The sequence below is a fragment of the Microvirga sp. P4_G7 genome (assembly GCF_056401005.1).
On record NZ_JBFUKD010000027.1, the window covers coordinates 1 to 15,792 of the forward strand.

General features: G+C 60.5%; 13 protein-coding genes and 3 tRNA genes. 4 read left to right on the forward strand and 12 right to left on the reverse strand.

The features are described from left to right. Positions 1–165: 165 nt before the first annotated feature. The 8 genes from AC1DT3_RS03240 to AC1DT3_RS03275 form a co-directional block, all read right to left on the reverse strand. Positions 166–242: transfer RNA gene (locus tag AC1DT3_RS03240), tRNA-Asp, on the reverse strand. Between the two features lie 588 nt (positions 243–830). Continuing rightward, a tRNA-Val gene (locus AC1DT3_RS03245) sits at positions 831–906 on the reverse strand. 80 nt (positions 907–986) lie between these two features. Continuing rightward, positions 987–1,265 carry an HU family DNA-binding protein gene (locus AC1DT3_RS03250; RefSeq protein ID WP_477463805.1) on the reverse strand — a complete coding sequence of 93 codons (279 nt, stop codon included), beginning with the start codon at positions 1,263–1,265 and terminating at the stop codon, positions 987–989. Positions 1,266–1,465: 200 nt separating this feature from the next. Beyond that, positions 1,466–3,892 carry an endopeptidase La gene (lon, locus tag AC1DT3_RS03255; RefSeq protein WP_477463806.1) on the reverse strand — a complete coding sequence of 809 codons (2,427 nt, stop codon included), beginning with the start codon at positions 3,890–3,892 and terminating at the stop codon, positions 1,466–1,468. Positions 3,893–4,109: 217 nt separating this feature from the next. Continuing rightward, positions 4,110–5,378: an ATP-dependent Clp protease ATP-binding subunit ClpX gene (gene clpX / locus AC1DT3_RS03260; protein WP_477463807.1), complete on the reverse strand. Its 1,269-nt coding sequence runs from the start codon at positions 5,376–5,378 to the stop codon at positions 4,110–4,112. A gap of 229 nt (positions 5,379–5,607) precedes the next feature. Continuing rightward, on the reverse strand, positions 5,608–6,240 hold the full coding sequence (locus tag AC1DT3_RS03265; RefSeq protein ID WP_477463808.1) for an ATP-dependent Clp protease proteolytic subunit: 633 nt from the start codon (positions 6,238–6,240) through the stop codon (positions 5,608–5,610). An 80-nt stretch (positions 6,241–6,320) separates the two neighbouring features. Continuing rightward, positions 6,321–7,733 carry a trigger factor gene (gene tig, locus AC1DT3_RS03270; protein ID WP_477463809.1) on the reverse strand — a complete coding sequence of 471 codons (1,413 nt, stop codon included), beginning with the start codon at positions 7,731–7,733 and terminating at the stop codon, positions 6,321–6,323. Positions 7,734–7,846: 113 nt separating this feature from the next. Continuing rightward, positions 7,847–7,931: transfer RNA gene (locus AC1DT3_RS03275), tRNA-Leu, on the reverse strand. A 315-nt stretch (positions 7,932–8,246) separates the two neighbouring features. Here AC1DT3_RS03275 and AC1DT3_RS03280 point away from each other — a divergent pair. Next, a complete protein-coding gene (locus tag AC1DT3_RS03280) occupies positions 8,247–9,467 on the forward strand; it encodes a multicopper oxidase family protein (RefSeq protein ID WP_477463810.1) in 1,221 nt (406 codons plus the stop codon). A 6-nt stretch (positions 9,468–9,473) separates the two neighbouring features. Here AC1DT3_RS03280 and AC1DT3_RS03285 read toward each other — a convergent pair whose 3' ends face one another. Then, a complete protein-coding gene (locus AC1DT3_RS03285) occupies positions 9,474–10,964 on the reverse strand; it encodes an NAD(P)H-hydrate dehydratase (protein ID WP_477463811.1) in 1,491 nt (496 codons plus the stop codon). A gap of 183 nt (positions 10,965–11,147) precedes the next feature. Between AC1DT3_RS03285 and AC1DT3_RS03290 the strand changes: the two genes are divergently transcribed. Both AC1DT3_RS03290 and glnA read left to right on the forward strand, forming a co-directional pair. Continuing rightward, positions 11,148–11,486, forward strand: a complete 339-nt coding sequence (locus AC1DT3_RS03290; RefSeq protein ID WP_112664083.1) for a P-II family nitrogen regulator — start codon at positions 11,148–11,150, stop codon at positions 11,484–11,486. Between the two features lie 70 nt (positions 11,487–11,556). Further along, positions 11,557–12,966, forward strand: a complete 1,410-nt coding sequence (gene glnA, locus AC1DT3_RS03295; protein WP_477463812.1) for a type I glutamate--ammonia ligase — start codon at positions 11,557–11,559, stop codon at positions 12,964–12,966. Between the two features lie 67 nt (positions 12,967–13,033). Here glnA and AC1DT3_RS03300 read toward each other — a convergent pair whose 3' ends face one another. After that, positions 13,034–13,732, reverse strand: a complete 699-nt coding sequence (locus tag AC1DT3_RS03300; protein ID WP_477463813.1) for a helix-turn-helix transcriptional regulator — start codon at positions 13,730–13,732, stop codon at positions 13,034–13,036. Between the two features lie 123 nt (positions 13,733–13,855). Here AC1DT3_RS03300 and AC1DT3_RS03305 point away from each other — a divergent pair, with 123 nt between their 5' ends. Beyond that, positions 13,856–14,476 carry a LysE family translocator gene (locus AC1DT3_RS03305; protein WP_477463814.1) on the forward strand — a complete coding sequence of 207 codons (621 nt, stop codon included), beginning with the start codon at positions 13,856–13,858 and terminating at the stop codon, positions 14,474–14,476. A 128-nt stretch (positions 14,477–14,604) separates the two neighbouring features. Here AC1DT3_RS03305 and AC1DT3_RS03310 read toward each other — a convergent pair whose 3' ends face one another. After that, positions 14,605–15,327, reverse strand: coding sequence for an outer membrane protein (locus AC1DT3_RS03310; RefSeq protein WP_477463815.1), 723 nt, complete (start codon positions 15,325–15,327; stop codon positions 14,605–14,607). A gap of 304 nt (positions 15,328–15,631) precedes the next feature. Then, positions 15,632–15,792: alpha/beta fold hydrolase (locus AC1DT3_RS03315; RefSeq protein ID WP_477463816.1), on the reverse strand; the 161-nt coding region annotated here is incomplete at its 5' end.

The window sequence follows — 15,792 nt, forward strand, 5'->3', positions numbered from 1 at the left end:
GAGCAACGGACAAGCTTCATCGCGGGCGCGGAAATCTTGCCGCAGACAGCCTCCGGGAGCGGAGACGAAACTCGAGGATGAGCGTGAAATTCCGATCGCTTCGGAAAAGCGTCCCAGCGCGGGGATGCGCCACCCAAATTTCACTTTGTCTTGAAAGGATTTGAGTGGCGCGGGCGACGGGGCTCGAACCCGCGACCYCCGGCGTGACAGGCCGGYAYTCTAACCAACTGAGCTACGCCCGCGCAACAGACCGCCGAAGCGGTGTGGGCGGGGTTTAAGGGCGCCCTCCTGCGCTGTCAAGCGCCTGCACGGCGAATTCGGACGAATGATTGAAACCGTCGGAAAAAACGCTGCAAAAGCGTCGAAAACGCGCGGCAAAAATCGCGACGGCGCGTTTTCAGAAAACAAATGAAACGCGCCGTCAGGGCACGAGGGTTGGGCGCACGTTCGCGCTTCGAATCTCGGCCGAAGAGGCGCCCCAAAGCCGCACGAGCGGAATGGAGACCAGGCAAGCAGAGGAAATGAACACGACGCCCATCAGCAGAATGGTCATTGGAGAACCCCCGATTCGTCGAGGATAGAATGCCTAGACATGGTTAACAAAATCTTGCCAAAGATGCGATAACGTTTCATTGCATCAATATTGCGAGTCTTCAAGCACAACACGTGAATAAAGTTACCGCCCGCGATTTGGTCGCAGGTTTGATGCCAATTGCGTTGTCCGGGCGGTCTTCGGGTTCGTGCGAGGGAGCGCGCCAGGGGCTGGCGGCAATCGCATCCAGCATCGGTCAGCCACGATAGCGGCGAGCGTGCTTGAACATCCAAACGTATGGTGGGCGGTGACGGGCTCGAACCGCCGACCCTCTCGGTGTAAACGAGATGCTCTACCAACTGAGCTAACCGCCCCTGTCACACGACATAAAAAGAGAAGACCGACAACGCAAGCGCCGTCGGTCCTCGAAAAGCAAAAATGCAATCGAAAGAGATTACTTGCCGTTGACGGCTTCCTTGAGGCCGGCGCCTGCGCGGAACTTCGGGGTCTTCGAGGCCGGAACCTTGACCTTCTCGCCCGTGCGCGGGTTGCGAGCCTCGCCGGCGGCGCGGTTTGTCACCACGAAAGTGCCAAAGCCGACGATCTTGACCTCGTCGCCCGACTTCAGAGCGCCGCTGATGGCCTCGATCGCGGCGTCGATGGCCTCGCCAGCCTGACCCTTGGACAAACCGACCTTTTCGGCCACGGCAGCAACGAGCTCGCCCTTATTCATTTTAAAAACCTCCAGTATCGCGACGGCGTTGGGATTGGACTGTGGCCGCCGCATCAGGGATGAACCGTGTGGCCCAAAGCTCAGCCTGTGGCAACCCCCGAAACGGCTTAAATGAGCCATTTTTTGACAGTCCACATCAAAAAAATCCCCCGGATTCGGCATCCGGGGGACTTTTGGTAATCATGCCCTAACGGCATGTATTAGTGGGCGACGACACCCATCGAGTCGTCGTCCGCCGCGGGTGCCTTCGGCGGCACCACGACGGCCTCTTCCCATTCGATACGTTCGGGCATGCGGATCAGAGCGTGCTGCAGCACCTGGTCCATGCGCGAGACCGGAACGATTTCGAGTCCGTTCTTCACGCTGGCCGGAATGTCGGCGAGATCCTTGGTGTTCTCTTCCGGGATCAGCACCTTCTTCATGCCACCCCGCAGAGCCGCCAAGAGCTTCTCTTTCAAGCCACCGATCGGAAGCACCCTGCCCCGCAGCGTCACCTCGCCCGTCATCGCGATATCCCGGCGCACCGGAATGCCTGTGATGACCGAGACGATGGCGGTCGCCATCGCGATACCGGCGGACGGTCCGTCCTTCGGCGTCGCGCCTTCCGGCACGTGGACGTGAATGTCCCGACGATCGAACAACGGCGGCTCGACGCCGAAATCGAGAGCCCGCGAACGAACGTAGGACGCCGCCGCCGAGATCGATTCCTTCATCACGTCCCGCAGGTTGCCGGTCACGGTCATCTTGCCCTTACCCGGCATCATGATGCCCTCGATGGTCAGCAGCTCGCCGCCCACCTCGGTCCATGCCAGTCCGGTGACCGCACCCACCATGTCCTCGGCTTCGACCTCGCCGTAACGGTAGCGTGGCGGCCCCAGGAATTCGGGCATCCGTTCGGCCGTAACGTCGACCTTCTCGACTTTCGTCAAGAGGATCTCCTTCACCGCCTTGCGGGCGAGATTGGCGATCTCGCGCTCGAGATTACGCACGCCCGCTTCGCGGGTGTAGCGGCGGATGAGCATGAGCAAAGCATCGTCGGAGATCGACCACTCCTTCTCCTGCAGACCGTGCTTCTTCAGGGCCGACGGGATCAGGTGCGTGCGGGCGATCTCGGCCTTCTCTTCCTCGGTGTAACCCGCGATGCGGATCACTTCCATGCGGTCGAGAAGAGGCGCCGGGATGTTCAGCGTATTCGCCGTCGTCACGAACATGACGTTCGACAGATCGTAATCGACTTCCAGGTAGTGATCGTTGAACGAGTTGTTCTGCTCGGGATCGAGCACTTCGAGCAACGCCGCCGACGGATCGCCACGGAAGTCCATTCCCATCTTGTCGATCTCGTCGAGAAGGATGAGCGGGTTGGACGTCTTTGCCTTGCGCATCGACTGGATGATCTTGCCCGGCATCGAACCGATATATGTCCGGCGATGGCCGCGGATCTCGGATTCGTCGCGAACGCCGCCGAGCGACATCCGTACGAATTCGCGTCCCGTCGCCTTCGCCAGCGACTTGCCGAGCGAGGTCTTGCCGACGCCTGGAGGTCCGACGAGGCAGAGGATCGGTCCCGTCAACTTGTTCGCCCGCTGCTGGACGGCAAGATATTCGACGATGCGTTCCTTGACCTTGTCGAGGCCGTAATGGTCGGCATCGAGAATGTTCTGCGCACCTTGCAGGTCCTTGCGCATCTTCGAGCGCTTGTTCCACGGAATGGACAGCAGCCAGTCGAGATAGTTGCGCACGACAGTCGCTTCCGCGGACATCGGCGACATCTGGCGGAGCTTCTTCAGCTCGCCCATCGCCTTCTCGCGGGCTTCCTTCGTGAGCTTGGTCTTCTGGATCTTGTCTTCCAGCTCGGCCAACTCGTCACGACCTTCGTCGTCGCCGAGCTCCTTCTGGATCGCCTTCATCTGCTCATTGAGATAGTACTCGCGCTGCGTCTTCTCCATCTGACGCTTCACGCGGGTGCGGATCCGCTTTTCGACCTGCAGAACCGAGATCTCGCTCTCCATCAGGCCGAGGACCTTTTCGAGGCGCTCTGCGACGGTCGGCGTTTCCAGGATCATCTGCTTGTCGGCGATCTTGATCGCCAAATGCGACGCGATCGTATCGGCGAGTTTTGCCGGCTCCTCGAGCTGGGTCACGGCGGAAACGACTTCCGGCGAAACCTTCTTATTGAGCTTCACATAGTTCTCGAACTCGGAAACCACGGAGCGCGCAAGCGCCTCCGCCTCGATCTGGTTGCCCAGGGAATCGGGGAGAGCTTCGGCTTCGGCTTCATAGAATTCGTCGGTGCGGGTGTACGCATTGACCTGCGCCCGGCTCACACCTTCGACGAGCACTTTCACGGTGCCGTCGGGCAACTTCAAAAGTTGAAGAACGCTCGCCAGCGTGCCGACCTTGTAGATCGCATCGGTCGTCGGATCGTCGTCTGTCGCGTCGATCTGCGTCGCGAGCAGAATCGGTCGTTCGGCCTTGACGACTTCCTCGAGTGCCCGAATGGATTTTTCCCGCCCCACGAAGAGCGGCACGATCATATGCGGAAAGACGACAATATCGCGCAACGGCAAGACAGCGTAGGTCCCGACGGTACCCGGGACGATCGGCTGACGCGGCTTCGATTGTGTCATGAGACTTCCTTTCGACTTCGCCCGCTTGCCCCTCGATCGAGCTGGCCAACGGACGGATTACCGGAACGCTCAGGCTTTGGAGTGTGGCTGCGTCCGGGCGTGGGGCCTTCCTCGAGGATGAGCGAAGGGTGGCCACGCGGGTAATGATGTGGCGTGCCGAACACGGGCTTTCAAGATCGTGTTCGGCACGCTGTAACGTGCCTTTGTTCGCCTGGGATCAGGCGCTCGCACTTGCCGTCTGATCGGCCCGATCGCCATGGATAAAGAGCGGTTTTGCCTTCCCTTCCACGACTTCGGGGCCGATGACGACCTGTTCCACGGAATCGAGACCCGGCAGGTCGTACATGGTTTCGAGCAGGATGCCCTCCATGATCGAACGCAAGCCGCGCGCTCCCGTCTTTCGCTCGATCGCCTTGCGGGCAATCAGCGAAACCGCCTCGTCCTGGAAGGTGAGGCTGACGTTCTCCATCTCGAACAGGCGTTGATACTGCTTCACCAGGGCGTTCTTCGGCTCCTGGAGAATGCGCTTGAGGGCGACTTCGTCCAGATCTTCGAGCGTCGCGATGACCGGCAGACGTCCCACGAATTCGGGGATGAGCCCGAACTTCAGCAGGTCCTCGGGCTCGACTTCCCGGAAGATTTCGCCGGTGCGACGATCATCCGGCGACGTCACCGAGGCGGCGAAACCGATCGATGTGCCCCTGCCGCGGCCGGAGATGATCCGCTCGAGGCCGGCGAAGGCGCCGCCGCAGATGAAGAGAATGTTGGTCGTGTCCACCTGCAGGAATTCCTGCTGCGGATGCTTCCGGCCGCCCTGGGGCGGAACGGAGGCCACAGTGCCTTCCATGATCTTCAGAAGCGCTTGCTGCACGCCCTCGCCCGAGACGTCGCGGGTAATCGAAGGGTTGTCCGATTTACGCGAAATCTTATCGATCTCGTCGATGTAGACGATGCCGCGCTGGGCCCGTTCGACATTGTAGTCGGACGCCTGAAGCAGCTTCAGAATGATGTTTTCGACATCCTCGCCCACATAGCCCGCCTCGGTCAGCGTCGTAGCGTCAGCCATGGTGAACGGCACATCCAGGATGCGGGCGAGCGTCTGCGCGAGCAGGGTTTTACCCGACCCGGTCGGGCCGATCAGGAGGATATTGGACTTCGCCAGCTCGACGTCGTTGTGCTTCGTCGCGTGGGCCAAGCGCTTGTAATGGTTATGGACCGCAACCGAGAGAACCTTCTTGGCGTGCTCCTGACCGATCACGTAATCGTCAAGAACGCGGCTGATTTCCTTCGGAGTGGGGACGCCATCCCGTGACTTCACGAGCGAGGATTTGGATTCCTCGCGGATGATGTCCATGCAAAGCTCGACGCATTCATCACAAATGAACACCGTCGGGCCAGCGATCAGCTTACGCACCTCATGCTGGCTCTTGCCGCAGAAGGAGCAGTAAAGCGTGCTCTTGGAGTCGTTACCGCCAGCCTTGCTCATCTATCAAATCTCCAATCGGTGCCCGGGCGATCGGGATCGACCAAGCACCTCCTTAATTGTAGGAGCGTCGGAGCTAACGAAAGGTTCCGACGCCGGATTCGAGMCTCACATTTCCGTTGCTTCTCGAATCCCTATGCAAACACGTGAAATGCGTGCGATCAATAGAAACGGGCCCAGACGCTAAAAAGACGCACCGGGCCCGCCCTTATCCCCAACTATTCAGGGGGATTTAAGTCGTTGGTGCGGCAGGCTCGGGACGCTTCGTAAGCACCTGATCGATGATTCCGAACTCCTTCGCCGCATCCGAAGTCATGAAGTTATCACGCTCCAGGGCCTGTTCGACCGCAGCGATGTCATTGCCGGTATGCTTCACGTAGATTTCATTGAGACGCCGCTTCAGAGCCTCGCTCTCGCGCGCGTGGATCATGATGTCCGTGACCTGGCCCTGATAGCCGCCTGACGGCTGGTGGACCATGATTCGGGCATTGGACAGGGCAAAGCGCATGTCCTTTGCGCCGGCGCAAAGCAGAAGCGAGCCCATGGATGCCGCTTGACCGACACACAGGGTCGAGACAGGGCAGCGGATAAACTGCATGGTGTCGTAGATCGACAGGCCGGAGGTCACGACGCCGCCGGGCGAGTTGATGTAGAAGGAAATTTCCTTCTTCGGGTTCTCGGCTTCGAGGAACAGCAGCTGCGCCACGATCAGCGACGCAGAATAGTCTTCGACCGGCCCGGTGAGGAAAATAATCCGCTCGCGCAGAAGACGCGAATAAATATCGAATGCACGCTCGCCCCGGTTCGATTGCTCGACCACCATAGGCACGAGCGTGCTGTTATAGACCTCTATCGGATCTCTCATCGTCTCACTGCTCCAAAGTCGGCTGCGCGAATGCGCAGCCGTCAGAAATGATGCAAACAGCGAGACGCTTTAACGGAGCGTTACTCGCTCTTGCTGGCCTTTTTTCCGCCCTTGGCCTTGGTGGATTTGGCCTTCGACTTCGACTCGCCCTCTTCGGACTCGTCATCGCCGAAAAGCTCGTCCTTCGACACGGATTCGTCCACCACCTTTACCTGAGAAAGGAGATGGTCGACCACCTTCTCCTCGAACAGAGGCGCGCGGATTTCAGCCAAAGCCTGCGGATTCTTGCGGTAGAAGTCCCAAACCTGCTTTTCCTGGCCGGGGAACTGGCGGACCCGCTCGACGAGAGCCTGAGTGACCTCGTCGTCGGAGATCTTGATATCGGCCTTCTCACCGATCTGCGCAAGGACCAGACCGAGACGGACGCGACGCTCGGCGATCTTGCGGTAATCCGAGCGGGCTTCTTCCTCGGACGTTTCCTCGTCCGCGAAGGTGCGGCCATTGGACTTCATTTCGCCCTCGACCTGAGCCCAGATCGCATTGAATTCCTGATCGACCAGGCTAGGAGGCAGTTCGAAGCCGTACTTCGAATCGAGCGCGTCGAGCAGATCCTTCTTCACCTTGCGGCGGGATTGGGCGTCGAAATCGCGCTGAATGGCGGAACGGATGGCGTCCTTCAGTTTGTCGAGGGATTCCATGCCGAAGCCCTTGGCGAGCTCGTCGTCGATCTTGGTTTCGCCGGGACCCTCGACCTCCTTCACGGTGACATCGAACTCGGCATCCTTGCCGGCGAGATGTTCAGCCATGTAGTTGACCGGGAACGTCACCTTCACGAGCTTCGTGTCGCCGGCCTTGAGGCCGACCAGCTGCTCTTCGAAGCCTGGAATGAAGGTATTGGAACCGATCTCGACGCGGACATCCTGGCCGCTGCCGCCCTGGAACTCCTCACCGTCGATCCGGCCGACGAAGTCGATCGCGACCCGGTCGCCGTCGGCGGCCTTGCCCTTCTTGGACGAGAAGGAGCGGTTCTGCTTCGCCATGCGATCGAGCGATTCGTCGATCTCCGCATCGGAGACCGGCGCAACCGGCTTCTTGACCGTGACGTCGGCGACATCGGCGAGTTCGAACACAGGAAGGACTTCGAGAGCAACCGTGAAAGCCAGGTCGCCCTTGGCGTCCATGACCTTCTCGACCTCGTCCTTGTCCTCAGGGAACTGAACCTGGGGCTCGAAGGCGAGCTTCAGGTTGTTGTCCTCGACGATCTTGCGGTTCGCCTCGTTGACGGCGTTCTGAACCACATCGCCCATGACCGAACGGCCGTAGACCCGGCGCAGATGGGCCAAAGGCACCTTACCCGGGCGGAAGCCGTTGATCCGTACGCGATCCTTGATGTTCGCCAGTTCGCTGCTGAGACGTTGCTCCAGCTCGACCACCGGGAGCACGACCTTGAATTCTCTCTTCAGGCCCTGGGACAGAGTTTCCGTCACCTGCATGATGTTAACTGCCTTCGTTCATTTGAAAAAACTGTCATCCCAGGCTCCGGACGGGGCGGCGTACGCCCTCACCCGATCCAGAGAAACCATCCGGATACCAACCCTGACGGGATTGGTGCGGGCGGAGGGACTCGAACCCCCACGACTTTCGCCGCTGGAACCTAAATCCAGTGCGTCTACCAATTCCGCCACGCCCGCGCGGGAAGCGGCGCTGTCGCGCCACCCTCGTCCGGGACGCGGCTCTATAGCATGCTTGCACGACAAAGCACCAAAAAAGTTACCCCTGCGGACTAGGGCAGGATCGGCGCTGAACCATATGGTACGAGAGGGCCCGACACGGCACATGAAAGCGCATTCGGAATGAGACCAACCGCTTCGTTCTCGCCCACTCGGCGCCTCTTTGGCGCTGGGCTAGCCGTTTCGCTTTTTAGCTTTGATGCAAAGGCGTTATCATCAACCTCTGATTCAAAATCTCAAACCACGACGGCGGCTGAGGGACCGGTCTGGCGCGCGGTGCCCAATCCGCGAATCCTACAGAGCAGCGGGTCGAAGCCGGCCGAGCTTTGGTCCTTCGCGGGCTCCGATGGCGGCGTACTGAGACTCAAGGCCGGCGAAGCGCTCCGGCTGCGTCTCGCAAATGAGACATCGAAGCCGCTCTCTTTGCATTGGCATGGCGTCCGTGGGCCGAACGACATGGACGGCGTCGGCGGCCYGACACAGGCGCCCGTCGCACCCGGGGACAGTTTCGACTACCGCTTCACGCCGCCGGACGCAGGCACGTTTCTGGTCAGGCCCTGCGTCCTCGGCGCAAGCGCCGAACCGACCGAACGTGGGCTCACGGCGCTCCTCGTCGTCGACGAGAAGGATCCTCCCGCCGTCGATCACGACCTTGTGCTGAAGATCGACGATTGGAAACTCGAGGAGGACGGCGCCCTCGCGCCCTTCGAAACCTCGGAGCCTTTCTCTGCCGGCCGGCTCGGCAACGCCTTGTCGGTTAACGCCAAGCCGACGCCGGACGTCATCACCGCGCGTCCCGGCAGCCGCGTCAGGGTGCGTCTCGCCAATGCCTGCAATGCCCGGGCTATGCGCCTTCTCTTCGATCAGCTCAAACCTTACGTGGTCGCCGTCGATGGGCAGCCCACGGACACGTTCGAGCCCCTGAAAGCGTCCCTGCCCTTCCCGCCCGGCAGCCGTTACGATCTGCTCATGGATCTCCCGAACGAGGCCGGCGCGAAAGGCGCGATCGTCGCCCAGATCGGCAGCGGCATGCCGCTCGTTGCGTTTGCGACAGCCGGCGAACCAATGCCCACGCGCGCGGCGATCGCCCCGCTGGCGGCCAACAAGAAACTGCCTGCGGAGATCAAACTTCAGAATGCCGCGCGAAAGGACGTCGTCCTCGAAGGTGGAGGGGCGAAGCAATGGACGATCAACGGCGCCCGCGGAGACGTAAAGGCCAAGCCCCTGCTGAGTGTGAAACGCGGCGCGCCCGTCGTGATCACGCTCGTCAACAAGACGCCCCTGGTGCAGCCGTTCCACCTGCACGGGCATGTCTTCCGCCTGCTTCATCCCCTCGATGACGGCTGGGAGCCCTACTTCCTCGACACCCTGCAGATCCCGGAAAGCCGCACCGTCCGCATCGCCTTCGTCGCGGACAATCCCGGTAAATGGCTCCTGACCTCGACCGTGATGGAGCGGTTCGATACGGGGCTTTGGACGTGGTTCGAGGTGACTTAGAGCCTACTAGCACTCCAAAAGCGCGCGCAGCACGCCCGGCACCAGCTCTGGCAGGTCTTCGGCGATTAGACCTGGCCCGAAATTCGTAGCTGCCTCGGCGTGAATCCAAACGCCGGCGCACGCGGCCTCGAAGGCCGGCATGCCTTGCGCCATCAGGCCGGCGATCATCCCGCACAACGTATCGCCCGATCCTGCCGTTGCGAGATAGGGTGTGCCGTTCTCGTTGATGGCCGCCCTCCCATCGGGTGCGGCAATCACCGTGTCCGCTCCCTTTAGAACCACCACCGCACCTGTGAAGAGCGCGGCTCGCTGTGCCTTCGCCCATTTGGACGGCGCTTCTAGAATGTCCGGGTGGCCTGAAAACAATCGTGCAAACTCGCCGCCGTGAGGGGTCAGCACCGTCGGCGCGGATCGAAAGACTTGATGCAGCTCGGTGGCAAGACTTTCAAAAGACGTCAGGGCGTCTGCATCCAATACGAGACTTCGATGCGCATGGGCGGCGACCGAGACGAGAGCGCGGGTGCCGGAATGGACACCGAGTGCCGGACCGAGCACAAGCGCGTTGAAGCGTTCGTCCTGCAGGATGGCTTGCAGTCCCTCAGGGCCGTCGCAGCCGCGTAGCATGATGGCGGTGAGGTGTGCCGCGTTCACTCCGATCGCTTCTGGGGGAGATGCGACCGTGACGAGGCCCGAACCGATCCGGAGTGCCGCGCGCGCCGCCATGCGCGCCGCTCCTGTTCTTGCCGCCCCTCCCGACAACACCAGCGTATGGCCTCTGTCATACTTGTGAGACGAGCGGCCGGGCCGCGGAAAGGCATGCTCCCAAAGTCCGGGATTGTTTGCGCGGAGCTTGGCGCGAAGTCTTTCGAGGACCTCCGCTTCGACGCCAATGTCGACCACCTCGACCAAGCCGGAATGTTCGCGTCCGGGCAGGAGTAGATGACCTGGCTTCCGGGCGACGAAGGTGACGGTACGCGTCGCATTGACCGCGGCGCCGCGGGATCGCCCCGTATCGGCGTCGATGCCAGACGGCAGGTCGATCGAGAGGATCGGGCAATGTGAGGCGTTCATCCGACCGACGATGTCGCGAGCGGCGCCTTCAAGGTTACGCGTCAGCCCGGTCCCGAACAGGGCGTCGATCAGAAGGTCGGCCTCACCGACCGGCGCTTGCTCCCCGGAGAGCGTCGCGCCGCCCCACTCTGCTGCTACGATGGCGGCATCGCCGCTAAGGTGCGCTCGGTCGCCGAGGAGAGCGACTGCGACGTCGAAGCCCTCGTTGGCTAGACGTGTCGCTGCGACGAACCCATCGCCGCCGTTCTGGCCGGGACCTGCCAGCACGAGAATGCGTGCGCCGGGTTCGACCATTGCCGCCGCAGTGGCTGCGACCGCGCGACCGGCGCGCCGCATGAGCACCAGCCCCGGCGTTCCGGCCGCAATGGCCTCGGCATCGGCCCGTCGGGCTTCCTCACCTGTCAGGAGAATTTCTTTTTCTCTCATCGCCTGAAAATGGCTCAGTTTTCCAACGGAGCGATCAGCAAAATCGCACCTGCACAAACTTTGATCAGAGCCTGCTTATGAGATATGCAAAACATGCCCTCAGAAAAGCAGGTCCGCGTGGAAGAGGGGCGTTCTTTGATGTTAAGAGCGGCAATAGCACGAGATGAAGGCACGCCATCGACCATGAAAAAGATCGAAGCCATCATTAAACCTTTCAAGCTCGATGAAGTGAAAGAAGCCCTTCAGGAGGTCGGTCTCCAGGGCATCACGGTCATCGAAGCCAAGGGCTTCGGCCGCCAGAAAGGCCACACCGAACTATACCGGGGCGCAGAATACGTCGTCGACTTTCTGCCCAAGGTAAAGCTCGAGATCGTCCTCTCCGATGATCTCGTCGAAGGCGCGGTCGAAGCGATCCGAAAGGCCGCGCAGACCGGCCGCATCGGCGACGGCAAGATCTTCGTATCGAGCGTGGAAGAAGCCATTCGCATTCGTACGGGCGAAACCGGATCCGACGCGATCTGATCCCGTACCCTGAACCCGGCCGCTCGCGCCGAGACACTCAACTCAAAGGGCAAAAGAGGACCTCTGGACCATGAAGACCGCCAAGGATGTGCTGAAGGCGATTAAAGACAACGACATCAAGTATGTCGATTTCCGTTTCACGGATCCACGCGGCAAGTGGCAACACGTGACGTTCGACGTTTCCATCGTCGATGAAGAGGTGTTCGCGGACGGCATCATGTTCGACGGCTCGTCGATCGCCGGCTGGAAAGCCATCAACGAATCGGACATGACGCTCATGCCCGATCCGACGACGGCGACCCTCGACCCGTTCTTCTCCGCCGCGACGCTCTCGATCGTCTGCGACATTCTCGAGCCGGCGACGGGCGAGCCCTACAACCGCGACCCGCGCGGCATCGCCAAGAAGGCGGAAGCGTTCCTCAAGTCGACCGGAATCGGCGACACGGTATATGTTGGCCCCGAAGCCGAGTTCTTCGTGTTCGACGACGTGAAGTTCATGGCCGATCCGTACAACACCGGATTCAAGCTCGACTCCTCCGAGCTGCCGACCAACGGCGACACGGATTACGAGGGCGGCAATCTCGGTCACCGTATTCCCATGAAGGGCGGCTACTTCCCCGTTCCGCCGCTCGATTCGGCTCAGGACATGCGCGGTGAAATGCTCGCCGCCATGGCGTCGATGGGCGTGCAGGTGGAGAAGCACCATCACGAAGTCGCCTCCGCTCAGCACGAGCTCGGCATGAAGTTCGACACGCTGCTTCACACCGCCGATCTGATGCAGATCTACAAGTACTGCATTCATAACGTCGCTCAATCCTATGGAAAGACTGCGACATTCATGCCGAAGCCGGTGTATGGCGACAACGGTTCGGGCATGCACGTGCACCAGTCGATCTGGAAGGGCGGCAAGCCACTGTTCGCAGGCAACAAGTATGCCGACCTGAGCCAGGAATGCCTCTATTACATCGGCGGCATCATCAAGCATGCGAAGTCGCTGAACGCCTTTACCAACCCGTCGACGAATTCCTACAAGCGTCTCGTCCCCGGTTATGAGGCTCCCGTCCTCCTTGCCTATTCCGCGCGCAACCGCTCGGCCTCGTGCCGTATTCCGTGGACGACCTCGCCGAAGGCCAAGCGCGTCGAAGTGCGCTTCCCCGATCCGGCCGCGAATCCCTACCTTGCTTTCGCGGCGATGCTCATGGCCGGCCTCGACGGCATCGTGAATAAGATCGATCCGGGTCAGGCGATGGACAAGGATCTCTACGATCTGCCGCCGCGCGAACTGAAGAAGATCCCGACCGTGTGCGGTTCGCTGCGCGAAGCTCTCGCCAGCCTCGACAAGGACCGCGCCTATCTGAAGGCCGGCGGCGTGTTCAACGACGACTTCATTGACAGCTATATCGAGTTGAAGATGACGGAAGTCGCGCGCTTCGAAATGACGCCGCATCCGGTCGAGTTCCAGATGTACTATTCCTGCTGAGGATACGTCTTCCTCCCGGCTGCGAGACCCGCAGCCTATCTAGCCGGGGCCTTTGGCTCCGGCTTTTTTATTGTAACGAAGGCGCCTTGCTCGCCCAACCGGCAACCCACCGCCGTCTCAGCTCGTCTCCCTCACCCTTGAAGGTCGCGCCCGTCAGGCGCGCGGACACAACGCGATCAGCACGGAAATTGCGCAGATCCCGACGTAGCTGGCACCAAGCCACGACGTTGGCCGCCTCTGGATAATAGATCAGCGCGATGGGCCGAATCTCTCTTTGGGAAGCACGACCCAGCTCGTCGCAATAGGCAATGTCGATGATCTGCTCTTCGCGGATCGCTCCGCGGACCATCGCCAGATCGATTCCGGTGGGTTCCGGCGAAGCAGCGCCCCAGGCATGCAGCGCCTTCGCATTCAACGCCTGACGGAGAGGCGAAGGCATGACAGCCGCGATCTTCTTGTTGACGCTTTTCGCGGCACCTTTGAGCGAAACGTCGCCCGTCCGGTCGAGAAAGGCGAGCGCCAGCACGATCGCCTCTGTTTCCTCGACGGAGAACATGAGCGGCGGGAGCTCGAATCCGGGCCTCAACACGTAGCCGATTCCACGACCGCCCTGGATCGGAATTTGCATTGCCTGCAAGGCGACAATGTCACGGTACACGGAGCGCGGTGTAACCTTCAGCTCCCGTGCCATCCGGGCGGCGGTCAAAGGCCCTTCCGACACCCTCAGCATCTGAATGATCTCAAACAGGCGAGAAGCCTTGCGCATGTGGATATGCTCCACGCAACTGACAGAACGCTGTCAGTTGGCTTTGGGAGAAGCGCCCCTCAACCCATTGAATTCAATAGATGGACGGTCGATGGATAGCGGAGTGAAAGGCGCGCTACTGACATGACATATACCGAGAATCTCTGGGTCTTCGCCATCCTTCTGTTTGGCATCATCATCGTGCCGGGGATGGACATGCTCTTCGTCCTCGCCAACTCGCTCAGTGGCGGTCGCCGCGCCGGGCTCGCCGCAACGGCTGGGATCATGATCGGAGGCGTCGTTCATACGATCTTCGGCGCCGTCGGCGTCGGCGTGCTTTCGCGTCTGTCACCCTCGGTCTTCACGGGGCTTCTTTATGCCGGCGCCGCCTACATGACGTGGATCGGCGTGACCCTCATGCGCAGTTCCATTACGGTTGGAACGGTCGGCGGCCTGCAATCTCGAACGCAATGGGTCGCATTTCGCCAGGGAGCAGTCACATGCCTGCTCAATCCCAAGGCTTATCTCTTCACGATCGCGATCTACCCGCAATTCCTGCTGCCTCGGTTCGGCTCGATCGCGGCGCAGGCCATGGTGATGGGAGTAATGACCATCGCGATGCAATTAAGCGTCTATGGTGGCCTTGCGCTGGCCGCTGGATGGAGCAGGAGATTCCTGGTGTCCAAACCCCGAGTCACGATCCTCATCGGACGCGTCGCCGGACTGCTCTTCATCGCGGTCGCTGCGATCACGGTATGGCGGTGAGCTTCGCTCCCAGTCCGCCCTCGCGCGAATCGTGACACCGGCTCATCCGAGGTTGGGGCGGGGCCCTCCAACAGCAAAAAAGGCCCGGTGTTTCCACCGGGCCTCTTCAATCGCCGAAGCGATAAGTCTTAGTAGCTGCTGAACTTGTAGTTCAGGCCAGCGCGAACCACGCCGAACTCGGCGTTGCTCTTGCTGCCGAAGTAGCCGTACACGTTGTTCTCGGTGTCGAGGTTCACGTACAGACCTTCGACCTTGGCGGTCAGGTTGTTGGTGAACGCGTATTCGACACCACCACCGACAACCCAGCCGGTGTTCGTGCTGTCGCTGTTGCCGTAGTAGAAGTTGTTACCCGGGGTGAACAGCGAGCTCGAGCCCTGCGCGATGTCGCCGTAAGCGAAACCGGCGGTGCCGTACACAAGAGCGCGGTCGATTGCGAAACCGGCGCGAGCGCGCAAGGTGCCGAACCAGCCATCGCTGTTGTTGTCGTTGCCGATGTAACCAGCGTAGTACGAGTTACGACGTCCACCACCGATGTCGGCGTACTGGATGTCGGTCTCGAGACCGATCACGAACTGGCCGATCTGGTAGTTGTAGCCGATCTGTGCGCCGCCGACGAAGCCGCCGTCGCTGCCACCGCCAGCATAGTATCCGAGAACCGGATCATAGTAGCTGCCGTTGTCGTTGGTGTTCCAGCCGTATCCAGCGTTCACGCCGACGTAGAAGCCCGTCCAGGTAAAGACCGGGACGACCGGGATGATCGGAGCAGGAGCGCGGCGCGACGGAAGGTCGGCGGCGAGAGCGCCGACCGTCAAGCCGAGAAGTGCAACCGAGGAGAGGAGAATCTTTTTCATTTTGTGACCCATGAATGCTTAAGTCCGAACACGGTATTAGCCGAGTCCCGCCCCAAGGTCTGTCACTTTCTTGCAACACGACACATTTGAAGCGTGATACCGCCATACATCAGGCAGGCGCGAACGTCGACCAAAAGTCATTCTTTGTCCAAGCGCCGGCAGGGGAAATTGCTATGCGCAGAATTTATCGTTTATTTTCAATAGTTTAAAAAAATCTTACGCAAAACATAACGCTGCGTAACGTCCGTAACGGAAATTTGACCATAATCCCAACCGGGCAAAATTGAGACTTGGCGATACGTGTTCATCCGCACGTGAGCCACATTTCCAGTGCGTTTGTTACAGCTTCCGGACGTTCCAATGCTGACAGATGGCCAGCTCCGGGAATCACCACGAGCGAGGCCCACTCGATCAGATCGGACATTTCCCGGGCCACCTCAGGCGGTGTGAGTGTGTCCTTCTCTC